Annotated in this window: 15 protein-coding genes; 6 read left to right on the top strand and 9 right to left on the bottom strand. The window is 63.4% G+C overall.

Annotation, left to right across the window (positions count from 1 at the left end; translation table 11 throughout):
• Window positions 1-89: 89 nt before the first annotated feature.
• The 7 genes from aceF to rfbC all read right to left on the bottom strand — a co-directional run bounded on the left by aceF (window position 90) and on the right by rfbC (window position 8,698).
• Window positions 90-1,388 (bottom strand): dihydrolipoyllysine-residue acetyltransferase, encoded by a 1,299-nt coding sequence (aceF, locus tag V7P99_RS00810; protein WP_333792913.1) that lies wholly within the window; start codon window positions 1,386-1,388, stop codon window positions 90-92.
• Window positions 1,389-1,400: 12 nt separating this feature from the next.
• Window positions 1,401-4,091 (bottom strand): pyruvate dehydrogenase (acetyl-transferring), homodimeric type, encoded by a 2,691-nt coding sequence (aceE, locus tag V7P99_RS00805; RefSeq protein WP_333792912.1) that lies wholly within the window; start codon window positions 4,089-4,091, stop codon window positions 1,401-1,403.
• Between the two features lie 351 nt (window positions 4,092-4,442).
• On the bottom strand, window positions 4,443-5,156 hold the full coding sequence (locus V7P99_RS00800) for a 4'-phosphopantetheinyl transferase family protein (RefSeq protein WP_333792911.1): 714 nt from the start codon (window positions 5,154-5,156) through the stop codon (window positions 4,443-4,445).
• Window positions 5,157-5,220: 64 nt separating this feature from the next.
• Window positions 5,221-6,129 (bottom strand): glucose-1-phosphate thymidylyltransferase RfbA, encoded by a 909-nt coding sequence (rfbA, locus tag V7P99_RS00795; RefSeq protein WP_333792910.1) that lies wholly within the window; start codon window positions 6,127-6,129, stop codon window positions 5,221-5,223.
• Between the two features lie 37 nt (window positions 6,130-6,166).
• A complete protein-coding gene (rfbD, locus tag V7P99_RS00790) occupies window positions 6,167-7,045 on the bottom strand; it encodes a dTDP-4-dehydrorhamnose reductase (RefSeq protein ID WP_333792909.1) in 879 nt (292 codons plus the stop codon).
• 12 nt (window positions 7,046-7,057) lie between these two features.
• The gene (rfbB, locus tag V7P99_RS00785) at window positions 7,058-8,116 is read right to left on the bottom strand and encodes a dTDP-glucose 4,6-dehydratase (protein WP_333792908.1); all 1,059 of its coding nucleotides are present in this window, start codon (window positions 8,114-8,116) and stop codon (window positions 7,058-7,060) included.
• Window positions 8,117-8,143: 27 nt separating this feature from the next.
• A complete protein-coding gene (rfbC, locus tag V7P99_RS00780) occupies window positions 8,144-8,698 on the bottom strand; it encodes a dTDP-4-dehydrorhamnose 3,5-epimerase (RefSeq protein ID WP_333792907.1) in 555 nt (184 codons plus the stop codon).
• A 267-nt stretch (window positions 8,699-8,965) separates the two neighbouring features.
• Between rfbC and V7P99_RS00775 the strand changes: the two genes are divergently transcribed.
• The 4 genes from V7P99_RS00775 to V7P99_RS00760 all read left to right on the top strand — a co-directional run bounded on the left by V7P99_RS00775 (window position 8,966) and on the right by V7P99_RS00760 (window position 13,610).
• Complete coding sequence (locus tag V7P99_RS00775; protein WP_333792906.1) at window positions 8,966-9,508, top strand: flavin reductase family protein; 543 nt, start codon at window positions 8,966-8,968, stop codon at window positions 9,506-9,508.
• A 219-nt stretch (window positions 9,509-9,727) separates the two neighbouring features.
• Window positions 9,728-10,390 carry a hypothetical protein gene (locus V7P99_RS00770; protein ID WP_333792905.1) on the top strand — a complete coding sequence of 221 codons (663 nt, stop codon included), beginning with the start codon at window positions 9,728-9,730 and terminating at the stop codon, window positions 10,388-10,390.
• Window positions 10,391-10,393: 3 nt separating this feature from the next.
• Complete coding sequence (locus tag V7P99_RS00765) at window positions 10,394-11,539, top strand: hypothetical protein (RefSeq protein ID WP_333792904.1); 1,146 nt, start codon at window positions 10,394-10,396, stop codon at window positions 11,537-11,539.
• A gap of 46 nt (window positions 11,540-11,585) precedes the next feature.
• Window positions 11,586-13,610, top strand: a complete 2,025-nt coding sequence (locus tag V7P99_RS00760; protein ID WP_333792903.1) for a hypothetical protein — start codon at window positions 11,586-11,588, stop codon at window positions 13,608-13,610.
• 46 nt (window positions 13,611-13,656) lie between these two features.
• Here the strand turns inward: V7P99_RS00760 and V7P99_RS00755 are convergent, their stop codons facing one another.
• Together V7P99_RS00755 and V7P99_RS00750 are read right to left on the bottom strand one after the other, a co-directional pair.
• Window positions 13,657-14,682: a glycosyltransferase gene (locus V7P99_RS00755; RefSeq protein ID WP_333792902.1), complete on the bottom strand. Its 1,026-nt coding sequence runs from the start codon at window positions 14,680-14,682 to the stop codon at window positions 13,657-13,659.
• An 18-nt stretch (window positions 14,683-14,700) separates the two neighbouring features.
• The gene (locus V7P99_RS00750; RefSeq protein WP_333792901.1) at window positions 14,701-15,693 is read right to left on the bottom strand and encodes a glycosyltransferase family 2 protein; all 993 of its coding nucleotides are present in this window, start codon (window positions 15,691-15,693) and stop codon (window positions 14,701-14,703) included.
• 515 nt (window positions 15,694-16,208) lie between these two features.
• Here V7P99_RS00750 and V7P99_RS00745 point away from each other — a divergent pair.
• Together V7P99_RS00745 and V7P99_RS00740 are read left to right on the top strand one after the other, a co-directional pair.
• Complete coding sequence (locus tag V7P99_RS00745; protein WP_333792900.1) at window positions 16,209-17,678, top strand: polysaccharide biosynthesis/export family protein; 1,470 nt, start codon at window positions 16,209-16,211, stop codon at window positions 17,676-17,678.
• Between the two features lie 226 nt (window positions 17,679-17,904).
• Window positions 17,905-18,972, top strand: coding sequence for a glycosyltransferase family 4 protein (locus V7P99_RS00740; RefSeq protein ID WP_333792899.1), 1,068 nt, complete (start codon window positions 17,905-17,907; stop codon window positions 18,970-18,972).
• Window positions 18,973-19,006 lie beyond the last annotated feature (34 nt).

Raw genomic sequence — 19,006 nt, 5'->3', positions numbered from 1 at the left:
AGCTAAAATTTAAGGCAGGGAGCGATGGCCTCGCTCCCTGCCTTTTTCCTATAGCGTATCCGCCTTGGCACCGGCTGCCGGCGCCCCTTTTAAAGGACCAGCTGGCGCACGTCCTCGAGGATCACCGCAAGGCGGCGCGTGAAGCGGGCCGCCTGTGCCCCGTCGATCACGCGATGATCGTAGCTGAGCGACAGCGGCAGCATGAGGCGCGGCTGGAATTGCGTCCCGTCCCATCTCGGCTTCGTGTCGGAGCGCGACACGCCGAGTATTGCCACCTCCGGCGCGTTGACGATGGGCGTGAAGCCTGTGCCCCCGATGCCGCCGAGGCTCGAGATGGAGAACGTGCCGCCCTCGATATCTGCAGGCGTGATTTTGCCGTCGCGCATTTTGAGCGACATGCTGCCGATCTCCCGCGACAGCTCCATGATGCCCTTGCGGTCGACGTCCCGGATCACCGGCACGACGAGGCCGTCCTCGGTGTCGACGGCGACGCCGAGATGGTAGTAGCGCTTGAGGATCAGGTTCTGCTTGTCGGGCGCGAGCGAGGCGTTGAACTCGGGAAACTCCTTCAGCACCACCACGCACGCCTTCATGATGAAGGAGACGAGCGTGACCCGGAAGCCCTTCTCCTTGGCCGCCGCATCGAGCGGCTTGCGATAGGCTTCGAGCTCGGTGATGTCCGCCTCGTCATTGTGCGTGACGCGGGGAATGTTGAGCCACGCTCTGTGCAGGTGCGGGCCGCCAATCCTTTTGAGACGCGTGAGCGGCTGGGTTTCGACAGGACCGAACTTGGAGAAGTCCTGCGCCGGGATCTCGGGGATGCCGCCGCCGCCGCCGCCTTCTCCGCCGCTGCCGAGCGCGCGCTTGACGTCCTCCTTGGTGATCCGCCCCTTTTCGCCGGTCCCCTTGATCTGCGTGAGATCGATGTCGAGTTCCCGGGCCAGCCGCCGCACGGCTGGACCTGCGTGCACGCTGCCGAAGTCTACGCCGAGGGGCAGCGGCACGCGCGCGGGCGTGCCGGATTGCGCGTCCGCCGGCTCGGCTGCCGTGGGAGCGGCGGCCGCAGCGGGAGCCGGTTGTGCTGGCTGAGGCGCCGGCTTCTCGGCGGCGGCTGGTGCGGCATCGTCCTGCTTCGCCTCCGCGGCACCGCCTTCGGCCATAAGGCGAATGAGGGACGAGCCTTGGCTCACCTTGTCGCCCACCTTGACCAGCACCTCGGCGATCTTGCCGCTTTTCGGAGCCGGCACCTCCATGGCGGCCTTGTCGCTTTCGAGCGTAACGATTGGATCTTCCGGATTGATGCTGTCGCCCGCTTTGACGTGCACCTCGATGATGGGCACGTCCTTGTAATCGCCGATGTCTGGAACCTTAACGTCGATGACGGACATTGAATTACCTCGTTATGCGCGCGCCGGATCGGCTTTTTCTGGATCAATACCGTAGCGGGCGATCGCTTCAACGACCTTCGACGACGGCAGTTTGTTGTCATCGGCCAGCGCCTTGAGCGCTGCCACGGCCACGAAGTGGCGGTCCACCTCGAAATGGTGCCTGAGCTGACGACGGTAGTCCGAGCGTCCGAAACCGTCGGTGCCGAGCACGATATACGGCGAGCGCACGAAGGGACGGATCTGATCGGCAAAGAGCTTCACGTAGTCCGTCGAGGCCACCGTCGGCGTGTCGCCGCGCGAGGCGAGGCACTGGGTGACGTAGGGCACGCGGGGTGTCTCCGCCGGATGCAGCATGTTCCAGCGTTCGACCTCTTCCGCCTCGCGCCTGAGCTCGGTGAAGCTCGTCACGCTCCAGATGTCGGCCGCGACGCCGAAATCCTTGGCGAGAAGCTCGGCTCCGGCGATCACCTCGTTGAGGATCGCTCCGCAGCCCATGAGCTGCACCTTAGGCGCGCCCCGGCGCGCGCTGGTGCTCTTCAGCAGATACATGCCCCGCACGATGCCTTCTTCGGCACCCTCCGGCATGGCCGGGTGAGCGTAGTTCTCGTTCAGGGCCGTGATGTAATAGTAGACGTCCTCCTGCTCGTCGAGCATGCGGCGAAGCCCGTCCTGCACGATGACGGCCAGCTCATAGCCGAACGCCGGATCGTAGGAGATGCAGTTCGGAATAGACGACGCCAGGATGTGGCTGTGGCCGTCCTGATGCTGGAGCCCTTCGCCGTTGAGCGTGGTACGGCCGCTCGTACCGCCGATCAGGAAGCCGCGCGCCCGCATGTCGCCCGCCGCCCAGGCGAGATCGCCGAAGCGCTGGAATCCAAACATCGAGTAGTAGATGAAGAACGGCACCATGGGCACGTTCGAGGACGAATAGGACGTTGCCGCCGACATCCAGGACGCCATGCCGCCGGCTTCCGTGATGCCTTCCTGCAGCATCTGCCCGGTACGGTCCTCCTTGTAGAACATGAGCTGCTCGGCGTCTTCCGGACGGTAGAGCTGTCCCACCTGGCTGTAGATGCCGAAGGTGCGGAACATGCCTTCCATGCCGAAGGTGCGGCTTTCATCGGGTACGATCGGCACGATGTGCCGCCCGACCGCCTTGTCGCGCAGGAGCTTGGTGAGAAGCTGCACGAACACCATCGTCGTGGAGATCTCGCGTTCGCCCGAGCCCTTGAGCTGCGCGTCAAAGAGGGAGAGAGGCGGGGCCGGGAGCTTGAATGTGGTCTTGGCGCGTCGGCGAGGCAGGACGCCGCCGAGCGCTTCTCGCTGTGCGCGCAGATAGGCGAGTTCTTCGCTGCCCTCCGCAAAGCGGATGTACGGCAAAGTTTCCGGATCGACGCCCGGGGGAAGCTCGACGCCGAAGCGATCGCGGAAGCGCTCCAGCGCCTCGCTTTCCATCTTCTTCTGCTGGTGGGCGATCATCTGGCCTTCGCCCGCCGTTCCCATGCCGTAGCCTTTGACGGTCTTGGCCAGGATCACCGTTGGCTGGTCCTTATGGCCGACCGCGGCCGCATAGGCGGCATAGACCTTGCGCGGGTCGTGCCCTCCGCGCGTCAGTGTCCAGATCTTCTCATCCGACCAGTCGGCCACCAGCGCCGCCGTCTCCGGATAGCGGCCGAAAAAGTGCTCGCGGATGTAGGCGCCATCCTTGGACTTGAAATCCTGGTACTGGCCGTCGTTGCATTCTTCCATGAGCTGGCGCAGCCGGCCCGTGGTGTCGCGGGCGAGCAGGGGATCCCAGTTCGAGCCCCAGATCACCTTGATCACGTTCCAGCCGGCGCCGCGGAAGCTGCCCTCGAGCTCCTGGATGATCTTGCCGTTGCCCCGCACGGGACCATCGAGACGCTGCAGGTTGCAGTTCACGACGAAGATCAGGTTGTCGAGCTTCTCGCGGCCCGCGAGCGAGATAGCGCCGAGGCTCTCGGGCTCGTCCATCTCGCCGTCGCCGCAAAAGACCCAGACGTGCCGATCCTTGGTGTTGGCGAGCCCGCGATCGTCGAGATACTTGAGGAAGCGCGCCTGGTAGATGGCCATAATCGGCCCGAGGCCCATCGAGACTGTCGGGAACTGCCAGAAGTCCGGCATCAGCCATGGGTGGGGATAGGACGGCAGCCCCTTCCCGGCGGTCTCCTGGCGGAAGTTGTCGAGCTGTTCCTCCGTCAGCCGTCCTTCGAGGAAGGCGCGCGCATAGATGCCAGGCGAGGAGTGTCCCTGGATGAAAAGGAGATCGCCGCCGTGGTTCTCCGTGGCGCCGTGCCAAAAGTGCGTGAACCCCGTGTCGTAGAGCGTCGCCGCCGATTGGAAGCTCGCGATGTGCCCGCCGAGCTCGCTCGAATCCTTGTTGGCGCGCAGCACCATGGCCAGCGCATTCCAGCGAATCGCCGAGCGGATGCGCCGCTCGATGGCGCGGTCGCCAGGATGGGGTGCCTCCTTGTGCGGCGGAATGGTGTTGATGTAGGCGGTGTTCGCGGCAAACGGCAGCCGCGCGCCCTGCCGGCGCGCCATGTCGACGGCGCGGCCAAGCAGGTAGTCGGCACGCTCGCTGCCCTCGAAAGCCATCACCGAGCTGACGGCTTCGATCCACTCGCGGGCCTCCGCGTCCGGCTCGCGGTCCCCGTCTTTGATTTCGAGCACGATCCTGTTCATCCGGCGGACTTCCTTGATTGAGCGTTCACATTTGTATCCAGCATGTCAGAGCTTAGCGTTTAAGATGTTACCAGCAAGGCTCGGGTCGAAACTGCGAATCTGACAAGTCATCGAAATTTATGCGCGCCACTTTTCATCTCCGTGACGCTCTTGGCGCGAAGACAAGAGCCAGCACAAGCTGGGATTGCGGGCCAGGTGATGATCGAAAAATTCGCCGCCTCGTGCAGCGTGCCTCCAAGCAAATTTTTGGATCATCATCCTAGCAAATCTCTGTTTCCAGTGTCCTTTTATGATTTCGAAAGTTGCCCCCGAGCCTCGTCGCGAACACGAGCGAACTTCGGAATCAGGACACTAGGCCGACCTGGGCCACGTCCGGTAGCGTAATGCCGCACTGTATTCGCCGCCGGTAGGGGCAGCGACGGCGCCAGCGTATCCCGGCGCGGGCACGAAGGAGACGATGCGCCAGGATTGCATTTTGTTTGCTCCCGTTGCGGGGAGGCGAACGATGCTTTCCGGCTCGGGCCCCACCGGCACGTCGAAGCTTTCGAGTGGCACGGCAAGTCCGCATCCGTGAGCCTTGAGCACGGCTTCCTTGCGCGTCCAGCATCGGAAGAAGGCTTCGCGCCGCTCGTTGCCGTCAAGCGCTGCCAAAGCGCATTGTTCGTGTGCGGAGAGCGCCGTCTCGAGCCCTGTGCCGTCTAGCGCCCGGATCCGCTCGATGTCAATGCCCACGTCGGCGGCATGGGAGAGGGCCACGCCCCCGAGCGCGTCCGAGTGGGTGAGATTGAAGCGAAGCGATGTGTCCGGCGCCGTAATGTAGGGCTTGCCGTATTGGCCCTCCCCAAATGCGATTGCCTGTGGCGGCACGCCGAGGTGAGGGGCGAGGATTTCGCGCAAACGCCCATGTGCAACCCGAAAGCGTTGCCCATCCTCCGGCCGTACGCGCCGGTCTGCGCGCCGCCGTTCGTCATCCGAGAGAAGCGGCACTAGGCGGGATGCCTCGGTCGTGGATAGATCGAGGTCGAAGATCCAGATCTCCAAGGCGCGCTCGTCTGCGGGTGGCATGTCTTTCTCCGCGCTCACGCCCGTGGCGGTCTTCGCTTGCGGATGGGGCAAGCCGCGCGTGCGTCTATACTACGATTTGCGGGCTGGCCCGAGCCGGGTCACCGCGCTCCGACGAGAGCAGTCGGGCTAGATAGCCTCCGTACGCGCTCTTTCCGTGTTCTTTGGCTGCGGCCTCCAGCATTGCCGTATCTATGAAGGAGAGGCGCCAGGCCACCTCCTCGGGGCAGGCAATCTTGAAGCCCTGCCGTTTTTCGAGTGTTCGCACGAACTCCGCCGCCTCGATGAGGCTATCGGGTGTGCCGGTATCGAGCCAGGCATAGCCGCGCCCCATCAGCTCCACGGAAAGCTGTCCGGCATCGAGATAGGCGCGGTTGAGATCGGTGATCTCGAGCTCGCCGCGCGCCGATGGCTTAAGATCCCGGGCGATTTCGGGCGCGCGCCCGTCGTAGAAGTAAAGGCCGGTCACGGCCCAGTTCGATTTCGGCCGCACTGGCTTCTCGTCGATCGAGATGGCCCGCATCTCGGCGTCGAAGGTCACGACGCCGTACCGCTCCGGATCCGTCACATGATAGGCGAAGATCGTCGCGCCTTGGGGACGCGAGCGAGCCAGCTGCAGCAGCTTTGGCAGCCCGTGGCCATAGAAGATGTTGTCTCCGAGGATGAGGCAGGAGGGCTCGCCTGCCACGAAGTCGGCGCCGATGAGATAGGCTTGCGCAAGGCCTCCTGGATGAGGTTGCTCAGCGTAGCTGATCGAGAGCCCCCACTGTGCGCCATCGCCGAGCAGGCGCTGGAAGCTCGGCAGATCATGCGGCGTCGAGATGATGAGGATCTCTCGGATGCCCGCCAGCATCAGCGTCGTCAGCGGGTAGTAGATCATCGGCTTGTCGTAGACCGGCAAGAGCTGCTTCGACGTGACGTGCGTCATGGGGTGCAGCCGCGTTCCGCTCCCGCCTGCCAGAATGATGCCTTTCATGAATATCCTCGACGATATGGAGACGAAGCCAGCGCGCTCAGGCGAGCCGGTCGAGCACTGAAGGAAGCGACGTGCGCCAGGGCGGCAGGCGGATGCCGTGCCGGAATGCAAGCCTGTCGGCGTTGAGGCGCGAGTTGGCTGGCCGCCGGGCGGCTGTCGGATAATCCTGCGTGGTGATCCGCTCCACCGTCACGCTTCGATCGCGGTTTGCCTCCAACCAGCCACAGACCGCTTCCGCGAGATCGGCCCAACTCGCCGTACCGTCCGGCGCCATGTGGAAGAGCCCGCGCAGTTCGGCCTTTTTCGGCTCTGCCAGCACGTTGCGCGCCATGGCGAGGATGCCATCGGCAATGTCGAGCGCCGACGTCGGCCCGCCGATCTGATCCGCAACCACCCGCAGTGTGTCCCGCTCGCCGGCGAGCCGCAGGATCGCTTTCACGAAGTTCGCTCCGAACGGGCTGTAGACCCATCCCACGCGCACGACGATGTTGCCGTTCGCTGTACCCAGCACGGCCTCATCGCCCGCGAGCTTCGAAGCGCCATAGATGGAAAGCGGACGCGGGGCATCGTCCTCAGTCCAGGGCTCGGGCTTCGTGCCGTCGAAGACGTAATCGGTCGAGATGTGGAGCAGAGGCACGCCGAGCTTGCCGGCGCTTTCCGCGAGCGCGCGTGGGCCGCCTGCGTTGACGGCGAAAGCCGCTTCGTGCTCGCTTTCCGCCTTATCCACGGCCGTGTAGGCCGCCGCTGAGACGATGAGGTCCGGCTTGCCCGCGGCAAGCAATGCTGTGGGGTCGCCCGGTGCGGTGAGATCCAGCTCCGGCCGGCCCAGCGTAATGACGGTCGCGCCGAACGCCCCGGCGCGCTCGAGAAGCGATCGCGCAATCTGCCCCGTTTTTCCTGTCACGACGATCCGCATTGGGCGCCTCGTCTATGCCACGCCGGCCGCGGTGCCGAGCCGCGTGCCGGTGTAGACGGTGTCTCTGAGCGGCCGCCACCACCATTCGTTCTCGAGATACCAGAGCACCGTTTTCTCGATGCCGCTCTCGAAGGTTTCGTGCGCCTTCCAGCCAAGCTCGCGCTCGAGCCGCGAGGCGTCGATGGCATATCGGAAATCGTGGCCCGGCCGGTCCGCCACGTAGGTGATGAGCGTTTCGTATCCTCCCGCGCGCGGCCGCACGCGGTCGAGGATACGGCAAATGGCGGTCACGACATCGATGTTGCGCCGCTCGTTGCGCCCGCCGACGTTGTATTTCTCGCCAAGCCGGCCTCGGCTCGCGATGAGATGCAGCGCACGGGCGTGGTCGTCCACGTAGAGCCAGTCGCGCACGTTCGCCCCGTCGCCGTAGATCGGAAGCGGCTCCCCATGGAGTGCGTTGAGGATGATGAGCGGGATGAGCTTTTCGGGGAAGTGATAGGGCCCGTAATTGTTCGAGCAGTTCGAGATGAGGGCTGGAAGGCCGTAGCTCCGCTGCCACGCCGTCACGAGATGATCGGAGGCGGCCTTCGATGCCGAATAGGGAGAGCTTGGGTCGTAGGCCGTGGCCTCCGTGAAAAGACCGTCCGCGCCGAGCGAGCCGTAGACTTCATCCGTCGACACGTGAAGAAACCGGAAGCCGTCCCTGCGCGCGCCGTCGAGGCCGAGCCAGTATTGACGCGCGCAGTCGAGGAGCGTGTAGGTGCCGACAATGTTGGTGGCGATGAAGTCGGCCGGTCCGTCGAGCGAGCGGTCCACATGGCTTTCGGCCGCCAGATGGTAGATCCGGTCCGGCTGGAACTCGGCCAGCACGGCCGAGACGGTCCGTCCGTCGCAGATGTCCGCTTGGACGAAGCGATGGTTGGCTGCGCCTTCGATAGTCCGCAGGCTGGTGAGCGTGCCAGCGTAGGTCAGCTTGTCGAGGGTGAGGACCTCGGCGCCGGCATCGTTGACGAGATGGCGCACCAGCGCCGAGCCTATGAACCCCGCTCCTCCAGTCACCAAGATGCGCATGACGTTCTCCGGCAAATCCCAGGGTGTCTATTCGAAAAGATCCAAGGCATCCCGCAGTCTCGGCAGCTTGGCGTCGCGCTCCGATACGGTTGCGGCCGCCGCGATGGCCGGCCAGGGAATGCCGAGCTCCGCATCGTTCCAGAGAACCCCACGATCATGAGATGGACTGTACGTGTGGGTTACGCCGTACCAGACCTCGGTATCGGGTGTCAGCGTGCAGAAGCCATGGGCGAAGCCGGCTGGGATCCAGAGCTGGGCGTCGGTATCGGCGGAAAGCTCCATTGTCACGTGCCGGCCGAACGTGGGCGACGAGCGGCGAAGGTCGACCGCTACATCGAAGATCGCGCCCCGCACACAGCGCACGAGCTTGCCCTGTGCCGCCGGCGAGGCCTGGTAATGCAGCCCCCGCACGGTACCTTCCCGCCGGGACAGCGACTGGTTGTGTTGGACGAGCCGCACATCCGCTACGTTCTTTCGGAACAGGTCCGCGCGGAACAGCTCCACGAAATGGCCCCTATCGTCGGCATGCCGCCTCGGCGAAATCTCGATGACGTCGGGAATGAGTGTGCGAGTGAACTTCACGTAAGAGAATTCCTTGCTCCGGCTTTACGGCTGAGGCTTACGCCGCGCCGCGAAGAGCCAGCAAGAAACTTCGGGCAATTGGGTTTATTGGCGGATCGGCCTTGCTGGAATGTCTGGCCGAGGCTAACTCCGTTGCCTTAACTGTAAACGTCTCCGGACCTATAAATCACCGGCCTATGTTGGCACAGTCCGCCCAGCCCATGGCTGGTTCGTTTTGGAGAGATAGGCGGGTCGCTGCCTGAAGAAGCCCTGGGTTCAAGAACAATCATGAAAACCGAACCGATCGACGGCCACGCGTTCCGCGGCCTGATGCGAAACATTCCCGGCCAAGTCTCCGTCATTGCCGCCTCCGACGCCAACGGCCGGCGTAACGGCCTCACGGCCAGCGCCGTCTGCTCGCTCACCGATTTGCCGCCGACCGTGATCGTGTGCGTCAACCAGTCGGCAGGAGCCCACGACCTGATTATCGAGAGTGGCTTTTTCAGCATCAACACCCTCGCCGTCGGTCAGGAGGAAATTGCCCGCGTTTTCTCAGGGACAGCCGGCATTAGCGGCGAGGAGCGCTTCCGGACCGGGAGCTGGATCGCGGGCGTGACAGGTGCGCCGGTCCTGCCTTCGGCCGTATGCCGTCTCGAGTGCCGCCTTTCGGAATATCGCGCGGCCTCGTCGCACACGATGTTTTTCGGCGAAGTGGTCGCCGGCTCAGCCTCCCACGAGGCAAGCCCTCTTCTTTATTTGCGTGGGTCTTATGTGAGCCTTGCCGAGCAAGAGGAGATTGGCATGCCTCTCGCAAAGGTGGGGCGTAAATAGCGAGATCGCTCCATTTGAGGTTGTCGCCGCGCAGCCCTGTGCCAGATCGGGACGGTGCTTTGAGGTGAGCTTGGAAAAGCGATCTCTGGAACCGCAAGGAAACCGGCAGAGATGACGGCCGTGGAGCGAAGAGCAGAGGCAATCGTGGAGGCTCGGGAGCCTGAGTTTGACGCAACCGCGCAACGGCCGTCTGAGCATCCCGACGAGGGAAAAGCCATTTTGTCGGGTGATCCCGCTCGCGCGCGGCGCCTCACGGGGGTCATCGCCGCGGCCAATGCGCAGTCGGCGCGCGTCATCGGCATCACCGGCTCGCGGCGGGGTGTCGGTGTCAGCCTCACAGCCCGCGAGCTTGCTGGCGCCTTTTCGAGTTTCGGCACCAAAACGCTGCTTGTGGATCTGAGCCGGGCCAGGATTTCGACGTCGGAACAACTGGGCGGGAAGATATCGTTTGTATCCTCCGCGGTTGAGATCCAGCGCGCCCTGTTCTTGGCTGAGCCCCTCGGCGCGGAGTTGCTTACCCTGTCGGCGGATGTGTTGCGATCGGCTCTTGCCGATGCGGCTGAGGCGGGCTTCACGGTCATCGTCGACCTGCCGCCGGTCATCCAGGCGTCGGGAATTTTAGAGCCTACGATCGCCGCCGCGCAGCCGGCCCTCGATGTCACGTTCCTCGTATGCCTCAGCGGCGAGACGGATCAGAAGGAGCTGGTGGCATGCATAGAGACCTGCCGCATTGCCGGATTGAATGTCGGCGGCTTGATATTGAATGACTGGCGCATGCCCGCTAGCCACCTGATTTGGAAGCTGACCCGGACGAGGCCGCCCGAGCACCCTTCGCATCTCGCATCGATGCACGAGGCGCGAGCAAGGATCGGAGAGACGTGAGTCATGAGTTCGGGATCTGAGTTTCTCCGGGAGCAGTTCGTCTTTTGCCTCGATGTGGCGCGCAAGCGCTGGCGCCTTTTCGTCGGGCCCATTCTGGTGGCGTGTGTGCTGTCCGCAGTCGCGATCAAGCTGGCGCCGACCAAGTACACATCAAGCTCCCTGATCATGTTGCAGGCGGCGAACCGTGCGCCTGGCGGGGCTGGCGGCGCCCCCTATGTCAACACGTTCGAGCAGGTCAAGGCCGCCGAGGCGTGGTTGAAGAGTCAGGTCGAGGCCATTGAGACTTGGTTAAAGAGCGATCAGGTCCTCGCCGAGCTGCTGCCGCAGATGACAGGGTACAAGCCGCCCGAGACGCAAGCCGCAAAGATCGCCCAGATGCGGCGGCTTGCGGCCTCTGTGTCTCTTGAGGTGGTCAACAACTCCGTCCTCGAGATCAAGATGATGGGTGCCAGTCCGACTGATCTCGGCCGGGATCTGGAGATCGTGATTGCCCGCCTTCTGGAAGGCTTGACCGGACCGGAGCGGAGCATATTCAGCGCTCCCCAGTTCGTTCAGATAAAGCGCACGGAGGAGGCCGCGGCAGCCGAGGCGGAGCTGATGCGCGCCATTGAGGCGGAGGGCTTCCAGGCGCCGCTTCAGATCCGCGCCGAGCTCCATCAGCTTTGGACGCTGAAGCGAAACAGTCGCGGGGGCTCTGCCTCAACCATCTTGCAGACCGATAAACAGGTATCGGGCCTCAGTGCGCAAGCCGCAGAGACGGCCGAGCGCCTCCGTCAATCGATCGGCGCAACGCCTGCAAAGGTTGCCGAGCTCGAGCGGCTTTATGCAGCCTATCAGGATGCTGCCGACCGGCAGGCGGCATCGAAGATGCAGCCCGTTCCATCGCGCAGCAACTATGTCAGCATTTTCAGCTCTCCCGACGATCTTCTCGTCATCGGTCGCCCCAAGGATCCGATCGCGGGGGAAAGTGCTGCCCGGAAATATGCCATTGCCGGCGTGTTGCTGAGCGTGCTGCTCGGATGTGGGCTGGTGGTCGTTGCCGAGTTGATGGGTGGCGTGCTCCGCATGCGGCGGCAGTATGAGGAAGCATCCGGCCTCCCGGTGGTGGCACGGATTCCGGGGCTGAGCCGCCCCGGTCGCGCATTGTGACGCGATGGTCATGATATACGCGGCGCAGGTTGTGGGCAGGGCATCGATGGCGATGCGCTGTGCGCTCGCAGCGCTTGCCGTCGCCGCATGTGCGAGCAAAGCCAGTGCCGACACGGTCTCTGAGCGGTTGCCGCCTGTGAGCGACGCTTGGTGGACGGACGATCTCCACTGGAATCGCGCGCCGGTCGACCTGAGCTTCCTTAACGAAAACGAAAAACCGGCAGGCAAGCGCGGTTTTCTTCGCGCCTCAGGCGGCGAACTGGTGTTCGAGGATGGCACGAAGGCGCGGTTCTGGGGCACCAACCTCTCGGCATATGTGCTCTATCACGCAACCACGCCCAAGCTCGTATGCAATCAGGCCAAGCGGCTGTCCAAGCTCGGGTTCAACCTCGCCCGCATCCACCATCACGATTCCGACTGGGTGGAGCCCAATATCTTTGGCACCCGTGCCAAGACCACGAAAGAGCTCGATGCCGCTGCTCTCGAAAAGATCGACTGGTGGATCAAATGTCTTCGCGATGAGGGCATCTACGTCTGGCTGGACCTTCACGTCGGCCGCCGATTGACGGAGCAGGACGGCATCGACGCCTTCGCGGAGATTGCCGACGAGGAAAGCCGCTCCGCCACCATGCAGGGCTACCTGTTCGTGAACGACAGCCTCAAGGCGCGGTCGAAGGAGTTCGCGAAGGCATACCTCACGCACGTCAACTCGCACACCGGCCTCGCCTATAAGGACGATCCCGCTGTCGTCGCCGTCCTCATCACGAACGAGAACGACCTCACGCATCACTTCGGAAACTGGCTGCTTCCCGACAAGAACGTCCCTTGGCATTCGGCCCGCTACATGGCGCTTGCGCGGCAGTTTGCTTCAAGATCGGCGCTTGATTTCGACAAGGTGTGGCGGAGCTGGGAGTTCGGGCCGTCTAAGATCTTTCTGGCGGACGCTGAGCACGCCTATTTCGATGATATGAGCGGCTATCTGCGCGGCCTCGGCGTCAGGATTCCGATCATTCCAACGAGCTACTGGGGCGAGATGAGCGCTGCTGGGCTCATGGCACTCGGAGAAGGGGATATCGTCGATGCACACAGCTATGGGCGTCCCAACGAGGTCGAGAGCAACCCGCGCCTCGAGCCGAATATCGCGAGCTGGATGGCGGGTGGCGCGGTAGCCGGGAAGCCGTTTTCCGTCAGCGAATGGAACGTCGAGCCGTTCCCGGTCTTCGATCGCTTCCAGTTTCCTCTTTACGTGGCATCGATCGCGCGCCTGCAGGCGTGGGATGCCATGGTGCACTATGCCTATTCCCAGTTGCCGCTGGGAGAAGCGTCCGCCGGAAACTGGGAGGCGATGACTGATCCCGCGCTTATCGCCACGCTTCCCGCGGCCGCGCTGCTCTATCGCGCAGGGCATGTGGGCGGCGCGAAGGAGACCTACGAGTTGGCGCTTCCGGAGAAGGTTTTCACCGGTCAGGAGATCAACGCGCGCACCTCGCGGGCTATCCGCACGCTCACGGAAACGTCGAAGCTTCGTCTTCGTATCCCCAAGATCGATGCGCTCGGCTGGATCAATGAAGCGCCATCCACTCCGAACGCCACGCGCATCTCGGACCCTGATTTCGATGCAATTGGGGAGGCGGCGACCAGGGTCTGTTCGGACACCGGCGAGCTCTGTCGCGATTGGAAGCAAGGCATCTTCACGGTCGACACTGAGAAATCGCAAGTGGCGAGCGGCTGGCTCGGCGGGCGTCAGATCTCCCTCCGCAACGTATCGATCGCCCTCTCGACGCCGAACGCCAGCCTCGCTGTGCAAAGTCTTGATGGTGAGCCGCTGGATCGGTCCGGGCGGATCATGATCTCCCTCTCGGCTCGTTCGCTACCGACCGGCGATCGCCTGCCCTATCGGGCGGAGCCCGTGGAAGGCGAGCTCAGGATACGTGCAAGGAGTGGGCTCAAAGCGTACTTTGCCGATCGGGACGGCGCGCTGCATCCCACGCCGATGGCTGTGAGCTCCGATGGATATCTGCTGCGGCTCACGCCTGATCTCAGATCGCACTGGCTGTTTCTGCAAGAATGAGGCGTCGATCGTCTGTCTTGCTCGGAGCCCGAGGGAAACGAACGCCTCAGCGGTCCGCCACCGATTTATACTCGATCAGCGATCCCGCGCGGCCCATGATTCGGTTTCGGAAAAACCGGATCTGCCCCACGGCTTCCGGAAATCGTCCGAGCACATGAAAGAAGGAGGAGGCGAGCGGGATCGGCTCGGTTCTCCTGCGCTTGAGATAGAGCCGGAGAACCTGCGCCGGGTAGACGAGCGCCATCAAAAGCGCCCAGGGGCCGAACGCCAGGACGCTGGCAGCAATCACGGCGGGAACGACGAGCCCCCAGATCTGCGCCCGCCGCGTTTCGATGACCCAATGATAATCCGGTGGGCCGCCATGGATGTGAGAGCCCTCGGCGAAGCCGTAGCCCGTGCGTGTCGTGCGGCGCCACCATTGAGAGAAGCGCGTCATTGCCGCGTCATGCAGCGTCATCGGATGATCGATGCAGACGATCTTCCAACCTGCCCGGCGCAGCCTCACGCAGAGCTCCGGCTCTTCTCCGGCAATGAGATCATCGCGATAGCCGCCTGCCTCGCAGAGGGCATCGAAGCGCATCATAGCGTCGCCGCCGCAGCTTGTGGCTTCGCCCGGTGGAATGCTCCATTCGTAGTCGAAGAGGCGATTGTAGATCGAGTGCTCCGGAAACCGCTCGCGCCGCCGCCCGAAAACCACCGCCGTTCTGGGGTGCGCGAGGAGATGGGCGCGAGCAGCTTCGATCCAGCCAGCCTCCACCTCGCAGTCACCATCCACGAACTGAACAGCGGCAAGCCCGCGTTCGTACTGGGTGAGATAGCGAAAGCCGCTATTGCGGGCCCGCGCAGCTGTAAAGGGCTGCGTGGCGTCAAGCCGGATCACGTGCACGCCAAGGCGCTCGGCAAGGTCGGTTGAGCCGTCGGTTGATCCGGAATCGACATAAACGAGCGCGCGCACGTCTCTTGCAAGCGACCGGAGGCAGCGGTCGAGCCGCTCCCCTTCATTGCGCCCGATGACGACGGCCCCGACATCCTGATTCGAGTTTGAGCTGACGGTATGATCACGTGTGGTCATGACGGCCCAGAGTCGATGTCATACGGGGTCGATTTTGTGATTGAAGACGACGCTCTCGCGCGCGAGGTCGCGAAGAAACCGTTCCGGATTTGATGGAGCACGTCCCCGGATCGAATCCGCGACCATGGAAAGCGCCGTTCCAACCGCGAGCGCGGCATCGGCGAGCATGGCGTATGCGACCCCATGATGTTTGATGAAGTAGCGCCGCCGCGATTGAAACCAGTAGCTGGCGCGGCGGTTGCGTTGTTTGCCAGCGTGCGTAACGCCCGTGCTTTGCCCGACGAGATGCACAACGCGGCTCTGAGGCACGTACCAGTGCGACCAGCCCGCGCGCACCGCCCGGCGGCAGAAATCCGTCTCCTCATAGTAGAGGAAATATCCTTCATCCATGAGCCCGATATCCTGGAAAACTTGCGTCCGGATGAGCAGGCTCGCGCCCGACAGCCAGTCGTAGCGCGACGGTTCATCGGTAAGGGGAGGCGCGACTTTCCAGCGCTTGAGCAATCTCGCGACGATCCCGAGGCGCAGGCTGGAATCGAGTTCGCCCGCGATGGAATGAAAGCGGAAGGCGGAGCATTGCCGCGTGCCATCCTCATGTTCAAGGCGGCTGCCCGCGGCCCCGACATCCGGATGGGCGTCCAGGAAATCGACAAGCGTGCCAAGCGCGCCAGGCCGGACGATGGTGTCTGTATTCAGGAGCCAGACATAGTCAGGCGGCGCGGCGCGTGCCAAGAGCTCGCGGATCGCGCCGTTGTTGCCATAGCTGAAGCCGCCGTTGTGCGGCATGGCAAGAAGGCGCGCCCATCCGCCCCAGCCGTTCGCCGCAATGCCAGCCGCGATCTCCGCGCCCGATCCATCCGGCGAGTTGTTGTCGACGACGATCACCTCGGAGCCGGGGCATGCTGCAATTTCGCCAGCGAGCGAGCTGAGGCAAGCGAGCGTCAAATCGCGCGTGCAGTAGTTGACCAGAACGACCGAAACGGTCGCTTTCTGGTTCAGATCGGTAGACATGCTCTGTCCCTTGAGGTCGGCAGGCTCGGCGCGGCAAGCCCGCTCGTTGTGTGACGTCCCGGACCATGATCGCTTCGTGCCATTGGTCAGAAGCGTAGCCCGTCAGTCTCATCAGATGCTCTAGCATGCCCGGGATTGCGTGGAGAAACTTCGGCTCGGCTTGGTTTAAACGCCCGTCGGCTAGAATAACAAACAGTAGGAAGGGCAGGCCGCTTCTCGGCTGAATGAGCGCTCATCTAGCGCGCACGCCGCTAGCCGACAGGTTTTCTCTTCTCCGATCCGCCGTCGCGTTCCTGTTGTCTCCGGCGTCTTCAGGGCGGCCCTGCGATCCTCGCCAGCAAATTAACCATCGTTAAGAAAGTGATAATTTTCGTATTGCGCATAACTAGGGCGTTCCATAGCCTTTGGTTTCTAGGCGTACCGGTTTGACACACTTCTGCTGTTGGACCGCCAACGGAGCGGGCGATGCCGTGTGCTTATGCGTCTCAAGGCATCGACGCGGAGGGGTAGAGTTCGTGACGAGTAGGATCGCCAAACCTGGGCGTGCGAAGCGCGGTGGCGCATTCGCTGTGGTAGGGGCGCTCAGCGCCGTGCTGATGGCTCCCGAGCCGTTGCTGGCGGATAGTGCGGGAGCCCTTGAGCCCAAGGCGGAATTTTTGGCGACGGCGAGCGTGGACGCATCCGCCGCTCCGCAAGCCCTTCAGCCTGTGAGCGCCAGCGAGGCACCGGCCGCCGAGAAAGCCGGTCACCCGCCGGCGTTCGACCTGTCGAGCGTGGAGAGACTCCGGGTTCGCATGTGGGGGCAGAGCGATCTCAGCGGCGAGTACGCGATCGATCCCGACAATTCGCTTTCGATCCCGCGCATCGGGCGCATCGATATCGGCGGCATGACGCTCTCCCGCCTTGAGGGTATTCTCACTGAGAAGCTCAGTGCGGCGTTGCGGACGGACATCACCGTGGCCGTCGAGGTCGCACGTTTCCGTCCTTATTACATCATGGGGCACGTTGCCGAAGCCGGCGCCATCGAATGGCGGCCGGGGCTCAAGGTGATCCAGGCCATTTCGCTGGCACGTGGCGTGCTACGCACCGAAGGCGCCGGCCTCGTTGCGAACCGTCAGTCTCGCACTCAGCTCACGTTCGCCCTCGCCCAGCTGGCGCGCCTCAAGGCCGAGCGCGAGGGCGGCGCTGTGGTGGCCACGAACGATCGGATCACCACCTTGATCAAGAGTGTTCCTGAGACGAGCCGGTTGGCGCTGACCAATCTCATCACTAGGCAAAACGATATCCTGAGCGACCAGCGGCGCGTCATGGAAGCGCAAATCGTTGGCCTGCGCCGCGAACGCGAAACTGCGGAGCGTGAGCTTGCGGGAGCGGAAGCCCAGGAGAAATCGGTTCGCGAGCAGATCGAGATCACCCGCGCTCAGCTCGCCAGCATCGAGGATCTGAAGGAGCGCAAGCTGGTCAACAATGCGCGCTATCTTCAGCAGAAGTCGGATCTGCTCATGGTCGAGATCCGTTATTCCGAGATCAAGTCGATCGTCGAACGGGCTCGTGCGCGTTTGAGCGGCATCGACCAGCAACTCGTGGCGGTGCCTCAGCAGCGGCGCGCCGAGCTGGGAGAGCGCATCGACGCACTCGAGCGCGAAGTGGCCCAGCTCGAGCTGGTTTCCCGCATTCCGTCCCATGCTGCGGGTGACGATCCCGAGAACGTGCTGAGGCTCAGCTATCATATCTCGCGCGAGAGCGCTTCCGGGGTCCGCACGTTCCCCGCGACGGTGTTTACGGAAATCCTGCCCGGCGACGTCTTGATCGTTTCGGAAAATTTGGATGGCTTCGATGCCGAAGCATCCGCTGCCATGGAGCGACCGTCGCTTGGGGAAGAAAAGGACGCGAGCGCAGAGGAGGCGCAGCGCCGGATCGAGGATGCCGCCATTGACCCCGGCAGGCATGTCCTCCATCGCACGTCCGAGGGCAGCTATCGTTGATCGCCGGAAGCACGTGAGAGGCACGGCTGGAAAAGCCGCGCCGCTCGTTTGGGAATGGGAGCGACAATCCTGATCGCTTGTCGAGAGCATCGCTCACGGGCGTCACTGCGAGCCGGCGTGCGCGCATCATGCGCTTAATCCTTCGCTCCAGGCTGCAGCGGGCTGTGGACTTCGCGTCGACGATCGAATGCTGCTCGCGAGGCGCCCCGTCATAAGAATCGGCAAGATGCGAATTACGTTTATCGTACCCAATGCCAATCTCTCGGGCGGCAGCCGGGTGGTCGCCATGCACGCGGACGGGCTTGTGCGTCGCGGGCATCGCGTCACCGTGGTTGCATCGAAGCACGCCCCGCTAAGCTGGAAATCCAGGCTGAGGTCCCTCGCGCGGGGGGAATGGCCCGAGAAACCGGCCGCAACCTCGCACTTCGACGGCATGCGAGCCGACTTCAAGATCGTCGATCATGGAGGGCCCATAACCGACCAGGATGTCCCCGACGCCGACGTGGTGATCGCGACATGGTGGGAGACGGCCTATTCGGTCGTGAACCTGTCGCCGGCCAAAGGCCGCAAGTACTATTTCGTGCAAGGGCACGAAGTGTTTCCCTTTCTGCCGGTGCACATCTCCGCCGGCACCTACTATCTCCCGCTGAGAAAGATCGTGGTCTCGGGATGGCTGAGGGACATCATGAGAGACCGTTATGGCGACTCTGATGTCGATCTCGTCCCGAATGCCGTCGATCGGAAGCTGTTCTTTGCCGAGCCGAGAGAGAAGAATGACGTTCCGACGGTCGGTCTCCTGTATGGCCGGGGGCACCCCAAGGGAACGGACATAAGTCTGCGTGCGCTCGAGATCGTGCGCCGGCGCGTTCCGGCCGTGCGCATTGTCGCGTTCGGCGCCGAGCCCGTCTCCAGGCAGATGAGGCTGCCCGCCGGATCGCAGTTCTTCCTAAGGCCGGATCAGACGCGGCTGAAGGACATCTATGCGATGTGCGACGTTTGGTTGACGGGCAGCCGGTCCGAAGGCTTCGGCCTGCCGATCATTGAAGCCCTAGCGTGCCGTTGCCCGGTTGTAGCCACGAGAACGGGCTGCGCGTCGGACGTAATTCGGGATGGTGTCAACGGGTTCGTCGTCGATGTGGAGAACCCGGAGGCGATCGCAGACAGGCTCATTCAGATCCTAGGCCTGGAGCGTGGACGCTGGCGTGCCATGTCCGATGCCGCTCTGGAGAGCGTCGGACCCTACACGTGGGACGCCGCGACGAACCTGTTCGAACGCGCGCTGAGCCAGCATTAGCAAGCTCGCGCACCCAAATTTCCGCGTTCGAAGA

Origin of the sequence: Hyphomicrobium sp. (assembly GCF_036780825.1) — a bacterium.
GTDB lineage: Bacteria > Pseudomonadota > Alphaproteobacteria > Rhizobiales > Hyphomicrobiaceae > Hyphomicrobium_C.
Note: the sequence above shows the minus strand (reverse complement) of the source record. Positions and strands in the feature narration are given on the sequence as shown.